Raw genomic sequence first — 15,156 nt, forward strand, 5'->3', positions numbered from 1 at the left:
ATTATCTCTCAGGGGTTGGGGCGTTTTCCCGAATCCGCCGGATGCGCTCTTTTAGGCCATCGGGGAGCTTCTCTATCGAGTTCTGTGTCGCTCCAGACGAGAGAGCGTACTCCTTTAGGATCGCCTGCACCACTCGCTCTGGGTCGCCGATAACTTTCACGGCAAACGCATCGGCAGCCTTTTCGCGACGGTCTCTCCAGATTGTTGTGGCAGTGATCATACCAAGCATGAGCACTCCCCGTATCCCCTCGACCGTGAGTGCCGCACGGCCAAGGGGAGTACCAAACCGGTGCTGAAGCCACTCTTGCAGCCCTGTGGTGAAGAGTCCCAGGATACCGTAGCTGGCAAAGCCCAGAAGGGGAGCCCACTTGATCGCGCCAAGGTGGATGTTGTGGGCGATAAGCACCTCGGCCTCGCGTGGGGTCAGGTTGCGCAGGAGGGCGCTGGAGAGACAGAGGGAGCCTGCGGGAGTGCGGTAGGCGTCGACCTTGGAAGAGGGGAAGACATACAGGCGCTGGATAACCACACCCGAGCGTGCCGCAAATGTCCCCGCACTCTCCGCCATGGGGTGGTCGTTCTCCAGGCGAGTGCGGGTTCTCGCCCTTGCCCACCAGCCCACCGCCACCCAGCTGGCAATGAAGAGAAGGTTCCCCAGAAGGAAAAGCAACCGCCACAAGGTGACAGAGAGGCCCTCTAGCAGAAAGAAGCCATAGTAGAGAAGTCCTCCCGCAATCAGAGGGTAGAGGGAGAAGCTCAAGATAACTGCGAGGGGGACTTTGTCCTCGGGGAGCGTGGCTTGCTGCTGTGAGCGCATCTCAGGGGCTACCGGAAGCAGTAGACATAGCCGTCGTCGGAGCCGACCAATACTTGGCCGTTGAGGACGCAGGAGGAGCCCATGACGGGGCGGCCAATCGGGAAACTCCAGACTTGCTTGCCATCGGCCAGGTTCAGGAAGTAGAGCCGCCCGTCCTCCGAGCCAATCACCACCTTGCCGTCGCAAATGACCGGGGAGCCGTCGATCTTGCCGCGCGTGCGGAATCTCCAGAGCGCCTTGCCGGTGTCTTTGTTGAGGCAGTGGACAAACTTATCGCGCCCCCCGATCACCATACGGTCCCCGAGCACGGCGGGCGACGAGTAGTACGGGAAGCCGCGGTCGCGGTAGGTCCAGACGTTCTTGCCCGATGCCAAGTCTACACACACCACCGCGTTGCCGTAGTGCCCCAGGTAGACCCGGCCGTCCTCGATGGTCACCGAGCCGGCGATGTAGTCCCCGATATCGATACTTGTGAGCTTCTTACCATCTGCGATACTCACGACATGGAGGATGCCATCGCAGCCGCCAAAGACCACTTTTCCCTGGTAGATCGCGGGCATACCATTGACATAGTTGTCGGTCTCGTAGGTCCAGTTCAGCTTTCCGGTGTTGGCATTGACACAGTGGACCCGGTTGTCGTAGCTACCAAAGACGAGCCAGGGGGTCTTGCCATCGGGAGCGGTCGTGAGGTTCGCCGCGCCTAAAATCTTATCGTCGGTCTTGTACTTCCACACCAGCTTACCCGTGGCGGCATCAAGGGCGTAGAGGCGCGCATCCGACGAGCCAATCACCACGAGCTTTCCTACCAGACGCGCCGTGGCCTCGATCTCGCCGTTGGTGGGGGTTGCCCAGAGCTTCTTCCCATCGGCGAGGCGCACGGCGTAGACCTTTTTATCCGCCGAGCCAAAGAAGACACGCCCGGCGCTGTCTACCACGGGCGACGATAGCACGGGCTTGCCGGTCTTGAACCGCCATGCCTGCTTGAGTGCGTTTGCCAGCTTCCCTGGCGCGATTCGGAACTGCTGCATAATTTTTAGGCCCCCTAACCCCCGCCCTGCGGGGGGGATTTGCGGAATCGGATTCCTATTTGTCCCCCCGTTCCACGGGGGTTAGGGGGCTGGTAGCTACCGCCCCACGCAGTAGAGTTTATCCCGGGTTCGGATGAAAAGATTGTTGTAGGCAACGGCGATACTGGAGCGAATATCGGCCCCTTCGGTGTCCATGGGGTTCTCTGCTAGGAGCTTACCCGTTGCTGCCTCAAAGACAAACACGACTCCGTTAAGGTCGATCACGTAGAGCTTGCCGTCGGCGAGGGTGGGGGAGCCCCAGCACATCTGCCGACCGGGTGTCGGGACACTCCAGACAACCGCGCCGCTCTTGGCCTCGATACAGGAGAGCGATTTTTTCACATCACTGAGGACATAGAACTTGCCCTGGCCAAAGCACGGCGTGGGGACATCGCTGGTGACATTGCTGCGCTCCTCACTCTTCCAGGCGGGTGTCGCGGTCTCAAGCCGGGTCGCGTAGACCGGGGCGCGCTTGGGAGCACAGACCAGCACGACTCCCTCGCCCGCGACCGGTGAGGGGACGAGACGCCACCACTGCTCGCGGTGGCCCTCGTTCCAGGTCCCCCAGCGCCAGAGCTCCTTGCCCGTCTCCGGGTCGTGGCCGGTGACCACATCGCCGCCGGAGATCAGCAGCTGGGTCTTTCCCTTGACGGTGTGGGGGATCGGGGTGCCATACGACTCACGAGACTCATTACTCGCCTCGCTGGGACGCGCACTCCGCCAGAGCTCCGCGCCCGTGCTGGGGTTGAGCGCCAGCAGAAACGACTCGGGGACTCCCTTGCCGCGCGGCCCGACCGGCTGGTTGCGCTGGAGGATCTGGATGTAGAGCTTGTCCTTCCAGAGCTGGGGGCTGCTGGAGAAGGTCCACTGGAAGGCAAAGTCGCCGTAGTCTTTCTGGAGGTTGCGCTGCCAGAGCTTCTTGCCGCTGTGGGTGAAGGCCGCCAGGTCGCCGTTGCCAAAGAAAAAGACCACCCGCTTGCTGTCGGCGACTGGCGACGGTGCGGCGTAGTGGCTGCGCTCATCGAGGCGGACCTTGTTGCCCTGGCCGCCGGGCTGGTAGCCGCTCCCCATCGCGTCCTGCCACTTCACCTTCCCGGTCTTGCGGTCCAGGCAGTAGGCGAGCAGGAGCTGCTTGTCGATATCCGCCGACGTGATATAGACACTGCTACCCAGCACGATCGGGGTGGCGGCGGTGGGGCCAGGCATGGGGGCAGTCCACTTCAGGCCGGTTGTCGGGGAGAACTTCACGGGCAGGTCGCTGGCATCGGTGGAGCCGTTGTAGCTCGGGCCGCGCCAGTTTGCCCAGTCCTGTTTACTCGTTCCGTCTTGCATAGGTCACAGTGCCTTTCGGTAGAGCCCGGCGAGGTCCACAGCGGTTACCGGGCGTGGGTTGAAGCTCGCGGTCCACTGCCGCGCGGCCTCCGTGGCAAGGGTCTCGATCGCCTCGCCGCTGACTCCACATTCACCAAGCGTGGTCGCCATCCCTGCCTGCTGGAGCCAGAGCGTCACTTGCTCGCTCAGCGCCTCGGGGCTCTGACCGAGGGCCGCGTAGGCGCGTCGCGTCGTGGTGTCCTCGGCGTTGAAGGCGATCACGTGGGGGAGCATCACCCCGACCGCTTGCCCATGGACCACCCCAAAGTGCGCGGTCAGCGGGTTTGCCACCGAGTGGGCGATCCCCAGCATCGAGTACTCAATCGCCAGCCCCGCCCAGGTCGCGCCCAGCAGCATCGCCTCGCGCGCCTCCAGGTCGCTCGAGTTTTCCAGGACTCTGGAGAAGCTCGACGAGAGTAAGCGAAAGGCCTCGTGGGAGAAGAGCAGCGAGTGTGGTGTGCGTGGCTTGGTGACCGCGGTCTCGATCGCATGGACCAGGGCATCGATCCCGGTCTGGGCAGTCACGGAGCGTGGGAGGGTGAGGGTGAGCTCGGGGTCGAGGAGCGCGAGGGTGGGCTCGGCTCCGGTCTCTCCGAGGGCCATCTTGGCGTGGCTCTGGGAGTCGGCGATCAGGGCGTGGCACTGCACCTCGCTGCCCGTGCCCGCCGTCGTGGGGATCGCGATGGTCGGCAAGAGCGGCTGGGTGAGCCCGCGGCGGCTCGGGCTGGCGACCCAGAAATCGCTCAGGGGGCCGCCGTTGGTGAGGAGGAAGTTGGTCCCCTTGGCCGTGTCCATCGCCGAGCCCCCGCCCAGCGCGATGAGAAGATCCGGGGCAAAGTCTTGGGCAACCTCCAGACAGGCAGCGACATCTGCGGTGGTTGGGTTCTCGTGGACCTGGGCAAAGACCGCGGTCGCCACGCCCGCTGCCTGCAAGATCGCCTCTGCCCGCCCGAGGTGGCCTGCCTGCACAATGCCGGGGTCGGTGACGAGCAGCGCCCGCGTCCCGAGCCCCCGTGCGAGCTCGCCCAGCCGTGCCAGTGCCCCCGCGCCGCAGACAATCCGCGTGTGTAGCTGCCAGTCAAACATGGGGGGATTGTACCTAATTGCCCGAGGAACAAGTCCTCGGGCTTAAAAGGGCGACGGGCACCTACGTGCCCAGTGTATTCGGTTGGCTGCGAAGGCAGCCGTCGCCCTCTTAAGCCTGGACACTCGTTGTCTGGGTTTCTGCGTTGTCTGGGCTGATCTGTCTGGGCCTACCGTCCGGGTACAATCTCCCCATGCCGCGCCGCCTCCACACTGCGACTTTTGACCCGGCGCTCGCTGCCCGCCTGCGTGCCGTGAGTGGCCCGGAGCCCATTGCCGCGCTGAACCGGGTGAAGGAGCACGAGTGTGGCGAGCCGCTGGTGGATATCCGCAAGCACTGCCCGGGTGTGCAGGTCTCCCGAAAGTGCCTGCCCTATCTCCGCCGCACGGTCGCCGACAAGCTCAACCAGGCACAGGCGGCCCTTCCCACCGGCTACCGCCTCCGAGTCACCACGGCTCTGCGCACCAAAGAGACCCAGCAAGGGCTCTTTGACACGTACTTCGCCGAGCTCACCGAGAAGCACCCGGACTGGAGCTACGCCACCCGCCGCCGCCAGACCTGCCGCTTCTTCGCTCCCTACGACCAGCCCGCCCCGCCTGGCCACTGCACCGGCGCTGCGGTCGATGTCCACCTGCTCCTGCCCTCCGGCAGGCTCGCCGAGCTACGCAAGCCGCTCACGGGCTGGAAGTCCGCGCGGAGCCTCGTGCATGGTCTGAGCGAGCGTGCCGTCCGCAACCGGGAGCTGATCTTCACCGCCATGCTGGAGGCGGGCTTCTCCAACTGCGCCGAGGAGTTCTGGCACTACAGCTGGGGCGATGCCGGCTGGGCCGTGCGGGTCGGGGAGCGCACCTGCGTGTACGGCTGGGTAGAATTACCCCGATGATTCAGAACCTGCGCCGCCTTGGCCTGATCGAGGCCCTCTCGTTTCTCTTGCTCACCGGAGTCGCCATGCCCCTCAAGTACCTGGCGCACAAGCCCGAGGCCGTGAAGATTGTCGGCACCGCCCACGGCGCGCTCTGGGTGCTCTATATCGGGATGCTGGGAGTCGCCTTTCTCACCAAAAAGCTCCCCTTCACCCTCGCTCTCTTGCTCGGGGTGGGCTCCGTGCTCCCCTTTGGCCCCCTGCTCTTTGAGAAAAAGCTCAAGGCGCTGGAGTCGAAGTAGCGGTACACGATGCCATCCCTAGAGCTTGCTCTCGAACTCACTCCCCTGGAGCTGGTGGATCTCCAGCGGTTCGCGGGCGAGAGGGGGGTGAGGTTTGAGACACTGATTAGCCAGTGGGTTCGGGAGAGAATCCAGCAGGAGCAAGAACGGCAGGCACAAGAGGCTAGGGAGTGGACCGCCCAAGACGTCCAGGAAGCCATTGCGCAGCTGGAGCGCTACAAGACCAATATCTACCAGCCCAAAGCCCTGCAAGCGCTCTACAAGCTAGAGAGAATCGCCCGAGAGAAGCCCATGCCCGGCCTGCGAGCCGCGCTGCCTTTCTTACGTCCCAACTGGTTCATGCTCACTCTTCCCACAGAGTATGCTGCCCTTCGAGCGACTATCGAAGCAGCCACCGCGCAGTGGAAAGACCTGCCCCGGCCGGCTGAGAGCGACGACGAGCTCCTCGATGCTGACTTGCCCCGGCCCGTCTCCCCGCCTGACGTATAATAAAGGCCCATGCCCGAGCTGATAATCTCCCTGACCGATGAGCAGCTTCAGCTCCTGCGCCGCGAGGCGGACCAGCAGCAGCTCACCCCCGAGCGGCTCGTCCTGCGCGTTCTCCAAGAGCAGCTACAGTTTCCCTATCCCACCTCTGAACCCGATGAGCCGCTTCCGCTCTGGCGCCAGGAGGAGGAAGCGCTGATTCCCTTGCTGGAGTCCTCGGACTCTCAGGAGCAGCAACGGGTGAAAGAGGTGCTCCAGCGGCGTGGCACGGGGGCCTTTGATGCGCTAGAGCAGGGGCTGAACCACCCCAGCCCGGTGGTGAGACACACGGTGTCGGAGCTGATCGTGGAATCGGACTCAATCCTGGCTCTACGTCCCTTGCTGATTGTCTACTCACAGGCCGAAGCCATGTACAAGGCCGCGTGTTACCAGGAGCTAGAGACACTCCTGGGACGCTACAGCCAGCTCCCCGACGATGCCTGGCGCGCGATTCGGCTCTGCACGCTCCGCACCGCGCCGCTCGTGGCGCGGCAGCTCAAGACGACCCTGGCCCTACCGCTGGGGCCAAAGGACGAGCTCGACCCACTGGTCTTTCGGGAAGAGTCCACGAGCCCCGAGATCGCGTCGCTGACCGCCCTCCTGCGCTGGCAGCGCACCGGAGAGGCCGCCAAGCTCGCCGCACAGGCGCTCCACCAGATCGCTCTGGCACACCCCGTTCCCACGCTCCGCCAGGCGCTTCCCTACCTCAACCGCGCCTGGCACATCCGCTTCGCCCACCCGGAGCTGATCCAGGCGCGCAAGGCAATCGAGGACGCCACCGCCCCCTGGAAAGACCTCCCGATCCTCGCCGAGAGCGATACCGACGTGTCGGGACGAGGCCTCCCGGTGCCTGTGGATAACTCGCCCTAGCCTGTGGATAACCTGTGGATAACTCATGATCCCCCATGGAAATCGCCAGGACGGTAAACGTCCGGCTATGGGGCGAGCAAGTCGCCGCCTCGCTTCGCTCGGAATAATTTTGTACCGACGAGGAACGAGGAGGCGGCCGAAGGCCCTATAGCCCGACGTTTACCGTCGAGGAATGCGGGACGTTTACCGTCCACGCAAAGACCCGTGCAGGTATCATAAGCCCATGGCCGACTCTGTAATTGTAGACACCCGGCGCAGTGCCCATGCCGCGCTTCGCCCCGTGCCTGTTGCTTCCGTGGTCCTGACCGATCACTTCTGGGCACCGCGTCTGGAGCGCAACCGAACCTCGACGATTCCTGGACAGCTCGCCCACTGCGAGGCAACGGGGCGGATTCAGAACTTCCAGCGCGCCGCGGGCAAGCTCGATGTCCCGTTTGAGGGGCTCTTTGCCTTCAACGACAGCGATGTCTACAAGTGGCTCGAAGCCGCCGCGTGGTCACTGGCAAGCCACCCGGACCCGGAGCTGGACGCAAAGGTGGACGCCGTGATCGCGGAGGTGGCTGCGGCGCAGCAGCCCGATGGCTACCTCAACACCTACTTCATGTTCGAGCGGGAGAGCGAGCGCTTCACCAACCTGCGGGACATGCACGAAATCTACTGCGCCGGACATCTTTTCCAGGCCGCCGTGGCGCACTTCCGGGCAACCGGCAAGCGCTCCCTGCTGGAGGTCGCCTGCAAGCTCGCCGACTGTCTCGCGCGGGTCAATCCGGGGGCCTGCGGCCACCCCGAGGCGGAGCTGGCACTGGTCGAGCTGTTTCGCGCGACCGGCGAGGGGCGCTACCTTACACTCGCCAAGCACATGATCGCGGTGCGCGGCCAGAAGCCCGCGCTCTGTGGCGGCGGTGCCTACTGGCAGGACCACGTCCTCTACACCGAGCTGACAGAAGTCACCGGCCACGCCGTCCGCATGCTGTATCTAGCATCGGGGGCGGCCGATGTGGTCCTCGAAGACGGCGACCCGGCGCTCCTAGCCGCGCTCCAGGCCCAGTGGGAGAGCTTCACCACCCGGCGGATGCATGTCACCGGCGGCGCGGGCGCGCGCTGGGAGGGCGAGGCCTTTGGCAAGGACTACGAGCTCACCAGCGAGCGCGCCTACACCGAGACCTGCGCCGCGATCGCCAGCGTGATGTGGAGCTGGCGTCTGTTCTTATTGACAGCCGATGCAAAGTATATCGATCTATTGGAGTGGACTCTCTACAACGCCGTCCTCCCCGGGCTCTCGCTCAGCGGGACGGAGTACTTCTACCAGAACCCGCTCGCGGACCGGGGAGGCCACCGGCGCAAGGAGTGGTTTGGCTGCGCCTGCTGCCCGCCCAACCTCGCCCGCACCTTGGCCCAGCTTCCGGGCTACTTCGCCGCCGAGCGCGACGGCGATATCTACCTGACGCTCTACGCCGATGCGACCTTAGAGGTGGGGGACACGACCATCACCGTGGAGACAAGCTACCCCGAGCGCGGGCAGGTGCATGTCATCGCACACGGCTCGGCGCGGCGGCTGTTTCTGCGTATCCCGGAGTGGGCCGGTGGGCCGAGCTGGCACATTGTCCCCTTGGAAGACCGCGAGGCGACCGTCACCCTGGACTTCCCGCTGACCCCGCGCCGGCTCTACGCCAACCCGCGCGTGCTGGCCTGCCGGGGCCAGGTCGCGGTGGCTCGTGGCCCGCTGCTCTACTGCGCCGAGGAGGCCGACCATGCGGGGGTGGACCTCTGGGACGCTACCCTGCCCGCCCAAGCGCCCCTCACCGAAGCGCCGCGCCCCGAGCTTCTGGGCGGCATTGTCGCGCTTCAGGCCACGGGGACGGTCCTAGAGGGGGCCGGGCCGCTCTATGCCTCCGCTCCGCACGGGCCGGGGCAGGAGCGCACCCTGACCTTGATTCCCTACTACGCCTGGGCCAACCGCACGCCCGGCACGATGACAGTCTGGCTAAAGGAGGACAACTAAACCATGATAACGACCTACTTGGGGCACTCCACCGTGCTCATCGAGACACAAAACAGCAAGCGCATCCTGATCGAGCCCTGGACCTACGGCAACCCGGCCTGCCCCGCGGCGCTGAAAAATCCCGGCCCGCTGGACTTAATCCTCATCACCCACGGCCACTCCGACCACATGGGCGATGCCGTGCGCCTCGCGCAGGAGAGCGGGGCAACCGTGGTGACGATGTTTGAGATCGCGCTCTTTCTGGGCAGCAAGGGAGTGGCCGAGAGTCAGCTGATCGGGATGAACCTGGGCGGCTCGGTGTCCCTGCCCGAGCTGGGGCTCACGGTCACCCAGGTGCCCGCACTCCACTCCAGCCGGATCGACGACGGGGGAGAAGTGGTCTATGCGGGAAGCGCGTCGGGCTTTGTCGTAACCGAAACGGGTGGTTCTGCGTTCTATCATGCAGGAGACACCGCGCTCTTTAGCGACATGCGGCTCATCAGCGAGCTCTACGCCCCGACCTTGGCGTTCCTGCCGATAGGGGACCGCTTCACGATGGGCCCCCGCGAGGCCGCCTATGCCCTGGAGTTTTTAAGCTCGGTCACCGAGGTGATCCCGATCCACTGGGGGACGTTTCCCCTCTTAGCGGGAACCCCCGAGGCGCTGGAGGCAGAGCTGGCAAAGCGAGGGCGAGCGGTCCGTGTGCATGGCCTAAAGCCCGGAGAGTCGCTTGCCTAGGGGCGATCTAGAGTGCGAAAAAAAATAATCAAAAAAAATATACTCCGGACGGAACAAAAGAAACCGGAAGTTTGTCCATAAAAAACTTCTGGATTTTTCGGAAGAAAGTTCTGAGAGCTCTAATACCTCTCACTCTCAGAATGGACCGATAGAAAAACGGGAAGTGCCTCTGGCTCTCTTGCTGCTACCCCCTCAAAGAGAGAGTCAGAGGGCCCTTTGGGTAGGTGGAGACGGCTATGAGAATCGCGACGGCAGCAGAGCTACGGGAGGCGGACCGCCAGGCGATAGACGACCTGGGAATTCCCGGTGCCTGCCTGATGCAGTCCGCGGGTGAAGCACTCGCCCGCGCCTGTGCCGGGGCGCAGCGGATCGCGTTTCTCTGTGGCAAGGGCAACAACGGCGGGGATGGGTTTGCGGCGGCGCGGCTTCTGGCAGTGGCAGGGAAAGAGATCACAGTTCTGCTCACGACGTCCGAGGAGGAGATCACCGGACTTGCCGCCACCCACCTCGCCCCGTTGCGTGCCTCGGGGGTCACGGTCGCTCCCTTCAGCGATGCCGCTCTTGCCGGCCATGACTTGCTGGTGGACTGCCTGCTGGGAACAGGCACACGCGGTGCGCCCCGTGGCCTAGTCGCCGAGGCGATTCGGGCGGCCAATGCCTCTGGGATTCCCCTCGTCGCTTGTGATCTTCCCTCAGGAGTCGATGCCGACACGGGGGAGGTTCCCGGCGACGCGATCCGCGCACGCGCGACCGTCACCCTCTCGGCACTCAAGCCCGGGCTCTTGCTCTATCCCGGCGCGGAGCTGGTTGGAGAACTAACCCTCGCCCCGATTGGCCTGCCGATTCTCACGCCACCGACACAAGAGCTGACAACGATTGGCTGGGTTCGCGCCACACTGCCCAAGCGCCAGCAAGGCCGGGATGCCAATAAAGGGGCGTTTGGGACGGTCTTGGTAGTGGCAGGTGCACGGGGGATGGCCGGGGCCGCCGTGCTCACCGCCACTGCCGCGCTTCGTGCCGGCGCAGGGCTGGTCTATCTCGCGGTCCCGGAGAGCCTCGTGGCGACGGTCGCCGCGCTCTCTGCGGAGGTGGTTGTCCGCCCTCTGCCCGAGACACCCGACGGCACCCACGGGGGAGAGGGGGCGCTTGAGACGCTCCTGCCGCTGGTGGCCCGCGCCGATGCAATTGCGCTGGGGCCGGGTCTCACCGCGGGTGCGGCTGTCCAAGACTTTGTCGAGGCGCTCCTGACACACACAAACCTGCCGCTTGTGATCGATGCCGATGGCCTCAACTGTATCGCCCAGAGAGCCGCGCTCCTGAGTCGCCTCAGCGGGCGGGAGCGGGTCCTCACTCCCCATCCCGGCGAGCTAGGGCGGCTCTTGGGGCTTCCTACCCGCGCGGTGCAGGCGAGCCGCACGGAGGTCGTGGGGCGTGTCGCGCAGAACTTTGGCTCGGTGACCTTGCTCAAGGGGGCCCGCACCTTGGTCGCGAGCCCGGCAGGTCAGCTATACTACAACCGAGAGGGCTCGGTGAGTCTGGCGACCGCGGGAAGTGGGGATGTCCTCACGGGCGTGATCGCGGCCCTGCTGGCCCAAGGGCTGACTGCGGAAAACGCCGCGCGCTGTGGTGCCTACTGGCACGCACTGGCGGGGGAGTCGCTCCCCGTGGGCTCTCTGGCAGGAGAGATTCGTGATGCCCTGCCCGCCGCACGGCTACGCTTAGAATCGGGGGATATTGGCGACCTATGAAGACACAACTAACCGCACTTGCTCTTGTCCTGGCGACGGGCGCACTGGCCCAGACACCGAAGCTGGAGCCGCCCAAGACCACCCTCGCCGCGACACCCACCCCCGCGCCCAAGGAGGCAGGCACCAAGGCGACACCCACCCCCGATCCCAAGGCGACGCCGGATCCCAAGGCCGCAACGGCAACCCCGACACCCGACCCGAAAGCCGCTACGCCTGCGCCCGCCGCGACTCCCGCGCCTATTGTTGTCGTGGTTCAGTCGCAAAAAGAGCCTGAGCAGAACAATGGCAGCAGCCTAATCGCCGGGTGGCTCGGTCTCGCGGTTCTCGGGGTGGGTGGGTTCTTTGGCTGGCGTGCGCTCAAGAGCAAGGGCCTGACGGTCACGGGAGCCTTCAAGCAGCTCGGGGTCGAGCTTCCGCAAGAGGCGCCCCCTGCCGCCGCCCCTGTGGGCAAGCCCGCGGTGGCCCCGCTCCCGCCGCTCCCCTCGCTCTCCGAACTGCCCTCGGCGGGTGCCGCACCCGCTGGTGTCGCCGTTGCCACGGGAGCCTCTGCCCCTGCCGCTCCACCGCTTCCCGCGCCCAGCGGCCAGCCCAAGCTGGTTGGCTACAGCGGCCCCGCCGCCGGAAAAGTCATCCCTCTGATGGACGCCCTCACCGTGGGCCGGGAGCCCGACAACGCGCTCTCCCTTCCCACCGACAGCACGGTCAGCCGCAAGCACGCGGTCTTTCTCCCCACCGGCACGGGCTGGGAGCTCTCCGACAGTGGCTCGGCCAACGGGACCTTTGTCAATGGCCAGCGCCTCGCCAACCCGCAGGTGCTCTCCCACGGCGATGAGATCAAGATCGGCTCCTCGAGGTTGCGCTATGAAGCGTGATACCAACCCCCTAACCCCCGCTGGGCGGGGGGACAATAAGGAAGGGGAATACCTCTTTTCCCCCCCGCGGAGCGGGGGCTGGGGGGGAGGGCTATGAACTTTCCGTCGCGCATCTTGCTCTTCCTGCTGGCGGGAGCCGCCGCCGGGCTCCTTGTCGTCTTCCTCACCGATGTCACCGGAATCCTACGCATCACCGACCAGTGGCCACCCACCAAGACCGACCTGAACAACACGACCGCGGCGGCGGTCTGGTTCGGCGGCTTCCTCGGGGCGCTCTTTGGAGTCGCCAGTAACCTGGCATCAGGGACCCGGGACTGGGTACGCGCGATTGGCTTTGGACTGGGAATCGGGATCGCGGCGGGGTTTGTGGGGATCACGTTTGGGATGGCGGTCTTTGCCCCACTCTATGTGGAGAAAGCGCGCAACCCGCTGGCATTTCTGGGCAACGTGGTCGCCCGTGGCCTCGGCTGGTGCTTTATCGGGGCGCTCGCCGGGACCGCGGAGGGCTGGCGCAAGCAGAGCGTCCGTGTGGGCCGCAATGGCTTGATTGGAGGCGCGATTGGGGGCCTCTTGGGCGGAGCGGTCTTTGAGATCGCGCCCTATCTCATGCCCGGCGTCCGCGCCGGGGCCGTCTCGCGCACCCTGGGCTTTGTGATCACCGGCGCGATGATCGGGCTGTTTATCGCGCTGGTTCAAGAGTGGCTCAAAGAGGCCTGGGTGAAGATCCAGGTGGGCCGCAATGAGTTCAGCAAAGAGATCCTTTTAGAGAAAGCCGAGAGCAAGATCGGGCGCAACGAGCTCTGCGATATCCCGCTTTTTGGCAACCCGCAGATCGGACGGAGCCATGCGCTACTGGTCGCGCTCCCCAGTGGCGGCTACGCCGTGCGCGATACCGGCGAGTCCCCGATTGGGGTCTTGGTCAATGGCGCAAAGATCGCTGGGGAGCAGAAGCTACGCTCCGGCGACCAGATTCAGATCGTGGACCGGGTGCTGGTGTTCTTTGAGAAGCAGGTCCGCCAGCGCACCGTGCTCGAAAATCGGGATGTGAAGCAAGCGCCCGCCGTGCCGGTCGCACAGCCGGGTGTGTCGCCGTATGCTTTGAACCCATCCCCCGGCCCCTTCCCTGCCACAGGGAAGGGGAGTAAGCTGGTTGTCGTTGCGGGGCCGCATGCGGGGCAGAGCTTTGCCTTGCAAGCGGGGCTGGTCTTTGGCCGCGACCCGGGCAACAGCGCCGCGCTTCCCGCCGATACCAAGGCATCGCGGCGGCACGCACAGCTTGTGGCCGAGGGCAGCGGCGTGGCACTGGAGGATATGGGGAGCACCAACGGGACCTTTGTCAATGGCCAGCGCATCACCCGTGTCGCGCTCGCGCCGGGCGACCAGATCGTGATCGGCAGCAGCACCCTGAGAGTGGAGTAGAACTATGGATCAGACAATTCGCGTGAATCCGACAATGATGGGAGGCGATCCCAACCGCACCCAGATGGCGCAGCCGACCGTGATGGGCGGTTTCCCCCAAGCCGCGCCGGGCGGCCCGTCGCTGGCGCTCAACGTTAAAGTGAGCAATCGCTACGCCTTTGCGGGCGACCGGACACGGGCGCACGTGCTGACACAGATTTCCGCAGGCGGCGCGGGGGGCTTTGTGCCGGGCGGCAAGCGCTTGCCGGTGAATGTCTGCCTGGTGATCGACCGCTCGGGCTCCATGGACGGCTCCCCGATCCAGTATGTCAAGAAGGCCTGCGAGCACGTCGTGGACCTGCTCACCCCCGACGATGTGCTCTCGATCGTGACCTTTGAGGAGTCGGTGGAGGTGCTCATGCCCGCGCGGCGTGTGACCGACCCGAATCTGATCAAGCAACACATCCAGCGCATTGTCGCCGGAACCACGACCAACCTCTTCGACGGCCTCTACGCTGGCGGCTCCCAGGTGGCGTCGGTGCCGATGGCGGGCTACGTCACCCGCGTCCTACTCCTCACCGACGGCGAGCCGACTGCGGGGCTCAAAGACTTCCAGAGCATTGTCCAGCAAGTTGCGGACCTAAAAGCACGCGGCATCACGGTCACGGCGCTGGGCTTCGGACCAGAGTACAACGAGGAGCTCATGGCTGGGATCGCCCGCCGCTCCGGGGGGAACTACTACTACATCGAGCGCCCCGAGCAGATCCCCGAGGTCTTCCAAAAAGAGATGCTGACGATCCTTGGTGTGACCGCCAAGAACATTCGCCTCACCCTCACGCTCCCGCGCGGGGTCACCGTCCGCCAGTGCTACGGCTCCCCGCCCGAGCTGGGCGCCCGCCACGCCGCGATCTCATTGCCCGATATCGAGCGCGGCGCGACCGTCACCAAGCTCTGGGAGGTGGACTACGACCCACACGCCGTGGCTACCTTCCGCACCGCAAAAGTTATCCTCTCCTGGGACGATGGCGCGACCGGCCAGCGCGAGACCCTCACCGCCAACGCCGTGGTTGAGTTCACCGGAGACGCTGCCCGCGTCCCCTCGGGTGCTGACCCTCTCGTCTCCCAAGAGCTCAACGCCATGCAAGCTGCCCGTGACCTCGAAAAAACGATGATGGGCATGCGCACTCAGCAGCTCAACCTCGCGGACCTAACCGCTGCTCTCAATAAGACGCAGCAGATGTTCACCCAGCAAGGCAACACCGAGGCCGCCAAGACCGTCCAGATGGCCGCGCAAGCCGCCCAGCGCGGCGACACCGGCGGCGCGGAGAAGACTCTGATTGGGACGATCTACAGCCTCGATCTCGGGAAGAGGAGCTAGGGCACTCCCCCAGAACACTCCCCCGGCTCGTTCCTCGCCACCCCCTCTCCCTCTGGATCCACGTTCCGTGGGAGGAGAGGGGGTAGGTAGAGCAGAGGGAGTATGTAAACGTGAAGCCCCTCAGACTCCCCCTTCCTTCGCCCCTC

14 protein-coding genes are annotated in these 15,156 nt (G+C 65.0%); 10 read left to right on the forward strand and 4 right to left on the reverse strand.

Annotated features, from left to right (window positions below; translation table 11 throughout):
* Position 1: 1 nt before the first annotated feature.
* The 4 genes from HNQ39_RS27655 to HNQ39_RS27670 all read right to left on the reverse strand — a co-directional run bounded on the left by HNQ39_RS27655 (position 2) and on the right by HNQ39_RS27670 (position 4,338).
* A complete protein-coding gene (locus HNQ39_RS27655; protein WP_184203840.1) occupies positions 2–814 on the reverse strand; it encodes a M48 family metallopeptidase in 813 nt (270 codons plus the stop codon).
* A gap of 8 nt (positions 815–822) precedes the next feature.
* Positions 823–1,842, reverse strand: a complete 1,020-nt coding sequence (locus tag HNQ39_RS27660) for an outer membrane protein assembly factor BamB family protein (RefSeq protein ID WP_184203841.1) — start codon at positions 1,840–1,842, stop codon at positions 823–825.
* A 96-nt stretch (positions 1,843–1,938) separates the two neighbouring features.
* Positions 1,939–3,213, reverse strand: a complete 1,275-nt coding sequence (locus HNQ39_RS27665) for an outer membrane protein assembly factor BamB family protein (protein ID WP_184203842.1) — start codon at positions 3,211–3,213, stop codon at positions 1,939–1,941.
* Positions 3,214–3,216: 3 nt separating this feature from the next.
* Complete coding sequence (locus HNQ39_RS27670) at positions 3,217–4,338, reverse strand: iron-containing alcohol dehydrogenase (protein WP_184203843.1); 1,122 nt, start codon at positions 4,336–4,338, stop codon at positions 3,217–3,219.
* Between the two features lie 191 nt (positions 4,339–4,529).
* Here HNQ39_RS27670 and HNQ39_RS27675 point away from each other — a divergent pair, with 191 nt between their 5' ends.
* The 10 genes from HNQ39_RS27675 to HNQ39_RS27720 all read left to right on the forward strand — a co-directional run bounded on the left by HNQ39_RS27675 (position 4,530) and on the right by HNQ39_RS27720 (position 15,010).
* A complete protein-coding gene (locus HNQ39_RS27675) occupies positions 4,530–5,219 on the forward strand; it encodes a M15 family metallopeptidase (protein WP_184203844.1) in 690 nt (229 codons plus the stop codon).
* Positions 5,216–5,500, forward strand: coding sequence for a DUF3817 domain-containing protein (locus HNQ39_RS27680; RefSeq protein ID WP_184203845.1), 285 nt, complete (start codon positions 5,216–5,218; stop codon positions 5,498–5,500). Before HNQ39_RS27675 ends, HNQ39_RS27680 begins: the two co-directional genes overlap by 4 nt.
* A gap of 9 nt (positions 5,501–5,509) precedes the next feature.
* Entirely contained in the window at positions 5,510–5,989 is a 480-nt protein-coding gene (locus HNQ39_RS27685; RefSeq protein ID WP_184203846.1) for a hypothetical protein, read from the forward strand.
* A 9-nt stretch (positions 5,990–5,998) separates the two neighbouring features.
* Positions 5,999–6,895: a hypothetical protein gene (locus HNQ39_RS27690; RefSeq protein ID WP_184203847.1), complete on the forward strand. Its 897-nt coding sequence runs from the start codon at positions 5,999–6,001 to the stop codon at positions 6,893–6,895.
* Between the two features lie 223 nt (positions 6,896–7,118).
* Positions 7,119–8,897, forward strand: a complete 1,779-nt coding sequence (locus HNQ39_RS27695) for a glycoside hydrolase family 127 protein (RefSeq protein WP_184203848.1) — start codon at positions 7,119–7,121, stop codon at positions 8,895–8,897.
* A gap of 3 nt (positions 8,898–8,900) precedes the next feature.
* Entirely contained in the window at positions 8,901–9,614 is a 714-nt protein-coding gene (locus tag HNQ39_RS27700) for a metal-dependent hydrolase (protein WP_184203849.1), read from the forward strand.
* 236 nt (positions 9,615–9,850) lie between these two features.
* Positions 9,851–11,362, forward strand: a complete 1,512-nt coding sequence (locus HNQ39_RS27705) for an NAD(P)H-hydrate dehydratase (RefSeq protein ID WP_184203850.1) — start codon at positions 9,851–9,853, stop codon at positions 11,360–11,362.
* Positions 11,359–12,234, forward strand: a complete 876-nt coding sequence (locus HNQ39_RS27710; RefSeq protein ID WP_184203851.1) for an FHA domain-containing protein — start codon at positions 11,359–11,361, stop codon at positions 12,232–12,234. The genes HNQ39_RS27705 and HNQ39_RS27710 overlap by 4 nt, the downstream gene beginning before the upstream one ends.
* 93 nt (positions 12,235–12,327) lie before the next feature.
* The gene (locus tag HNQ39_RS27715) at positions 12,328–13,653 is read left to right on the forward strand and encodes an FHA domain-containing protein (protein WP_184203852.1); all 1,326 of its coding nucleotides are present in this window, start codon (positions 12,328–12,330) and stop codon (positions 13,651–13,653) included.
* 4 nt (positions 13,654–13,657) lie between these two features.
* A complete protein-coding gene (locus tag HNQ39_RS27720; RefSeq protein WP_184203853.1) occupies positions 13,658–15,010 on the forward strand; it encodes a vWA domain-containing protein in 1,353 nt (450 codons plus the stop codon).
* Positions 15,011–15,156 lie beyond the last annotated feature (146 nt).

The sequence above is a fragment of the Armatimonas rosea genome (assembly GCF_014202505.1).
Taxonomy (GTDB): Bacteria; Armatimonadota; Armatimonadia; order Armatimonadales; family Armatimonadaceae; genus Armatimonas; species Armatimonas rosea.

What these genes read in the sequence shown, in the direction of transcription:
- HNQ39_RS27670 (WP_184203843.1), bottom strand. Translation starts at nt 4,338, where the DNA reads ATGTTTGACTGGCAGCTACACACGCGGATTGTCTGCGGCGCGGGGGCA.
- HNQ39_RS27680 (WP_184203845.1), top strand. Translation starts at nt 5,216, where the DNA reads ATGATTCAGAACCTGCGCCGCCTTGGCCTGATCGAGGCCCTCTCGTTT.
- HNQ39_RS27700 (WP_184203849.1), top strand. Translation starts at nt 8,901, where the DNA reads ATGATAACGACCTACTTGGGGCACTCCACCGTGCTCATCGAGACACAA.
- HNQ39_RS27660 (WP_184203841.1), bottom strand. Translation starts at nt 1,842, where the DNA reads ATGCAGCAGTTCCGAATCGCGCCAGGGAAGCTGGCAAACGCACTCAAG.
- HNQ39_RS27710 (WP_184203851.1), top strand. Translation starts at nt 11,359, where the DNA reads ATGAAGACACAACTAACCGCACTTGCTCTTGTCCTGGCGACGGGCGCA.
- HNQ39_RS27690 (WP_184203847.1), top strand. Translation starts at nt 5,999, where the DNA reads ATGCCCGAGCTGATAATCTCCCTGACCGATGAGCAGCTTCAGCTCCTG.
- HNQ39_RS27720 (WP_184203853.1), top strand. Translation starts at nt 13,658, where the DNA reads ATGGATCAGACAATTCGCGTGAATCCGACAATGATGGGAGGCGATCCC.
- HNQ39_RS27715 (WP_184203852.1), top strand. Translation starts at nt 12,328, where the DNA reads ATGAACTTTCCGTCGCGCATCTTGCTCTTCCTGCTGGCGGGAGCCGCC.
- HNQ39_RS27655 (WP_184203840.1), bottom strand. Translation starts at nt 814, where the DNA reads ATGCGCTCACAGCAGCAAGCCACGCTCCCCGAGGACAAAGTCCCCCTC.
- HNQ39_RS27665 (WP_184203842.1), bottom strand. Translation starts at nt 3,213, where the DNA reads ATGCAAGACGGAACGAGTAAACAGGACTGGGCAAACTGGCGCGGCCCG.
- HNQ39_RS27675 (WP_184203844.1), top strand. Translation starts at nt 4,530, where the DNA reads ATGCCGCGCCGCCTCCACACTGCGACTTTTGACCCGGCGCTCGCTGCC.
- HNQ39_RS27685 (WP_184203846.1), top strand. Translation starts at nt 5,510, where the DNA reads ATGCCATCCCTAGAGCTTGCTCTCGAACTCACTCCCCTGGAGCTGGTG.
- HNQ39_RS27705 (WP_184203850.1), top strand. Translation starts at nt 9,851, where the DNA reads ATGAGAATCGCGACGGCAGCAGAGCTACGGGAGGCGGACCGCCAGGCG.
- HNQ39_RS27695 (WP_184203848.1), top strand. Translation starts at nt 7,119, where the DNA reads ATGGCCGACTCTGTAATTGTAGACACCCGGCGCAGTGCCCATGCCGCG.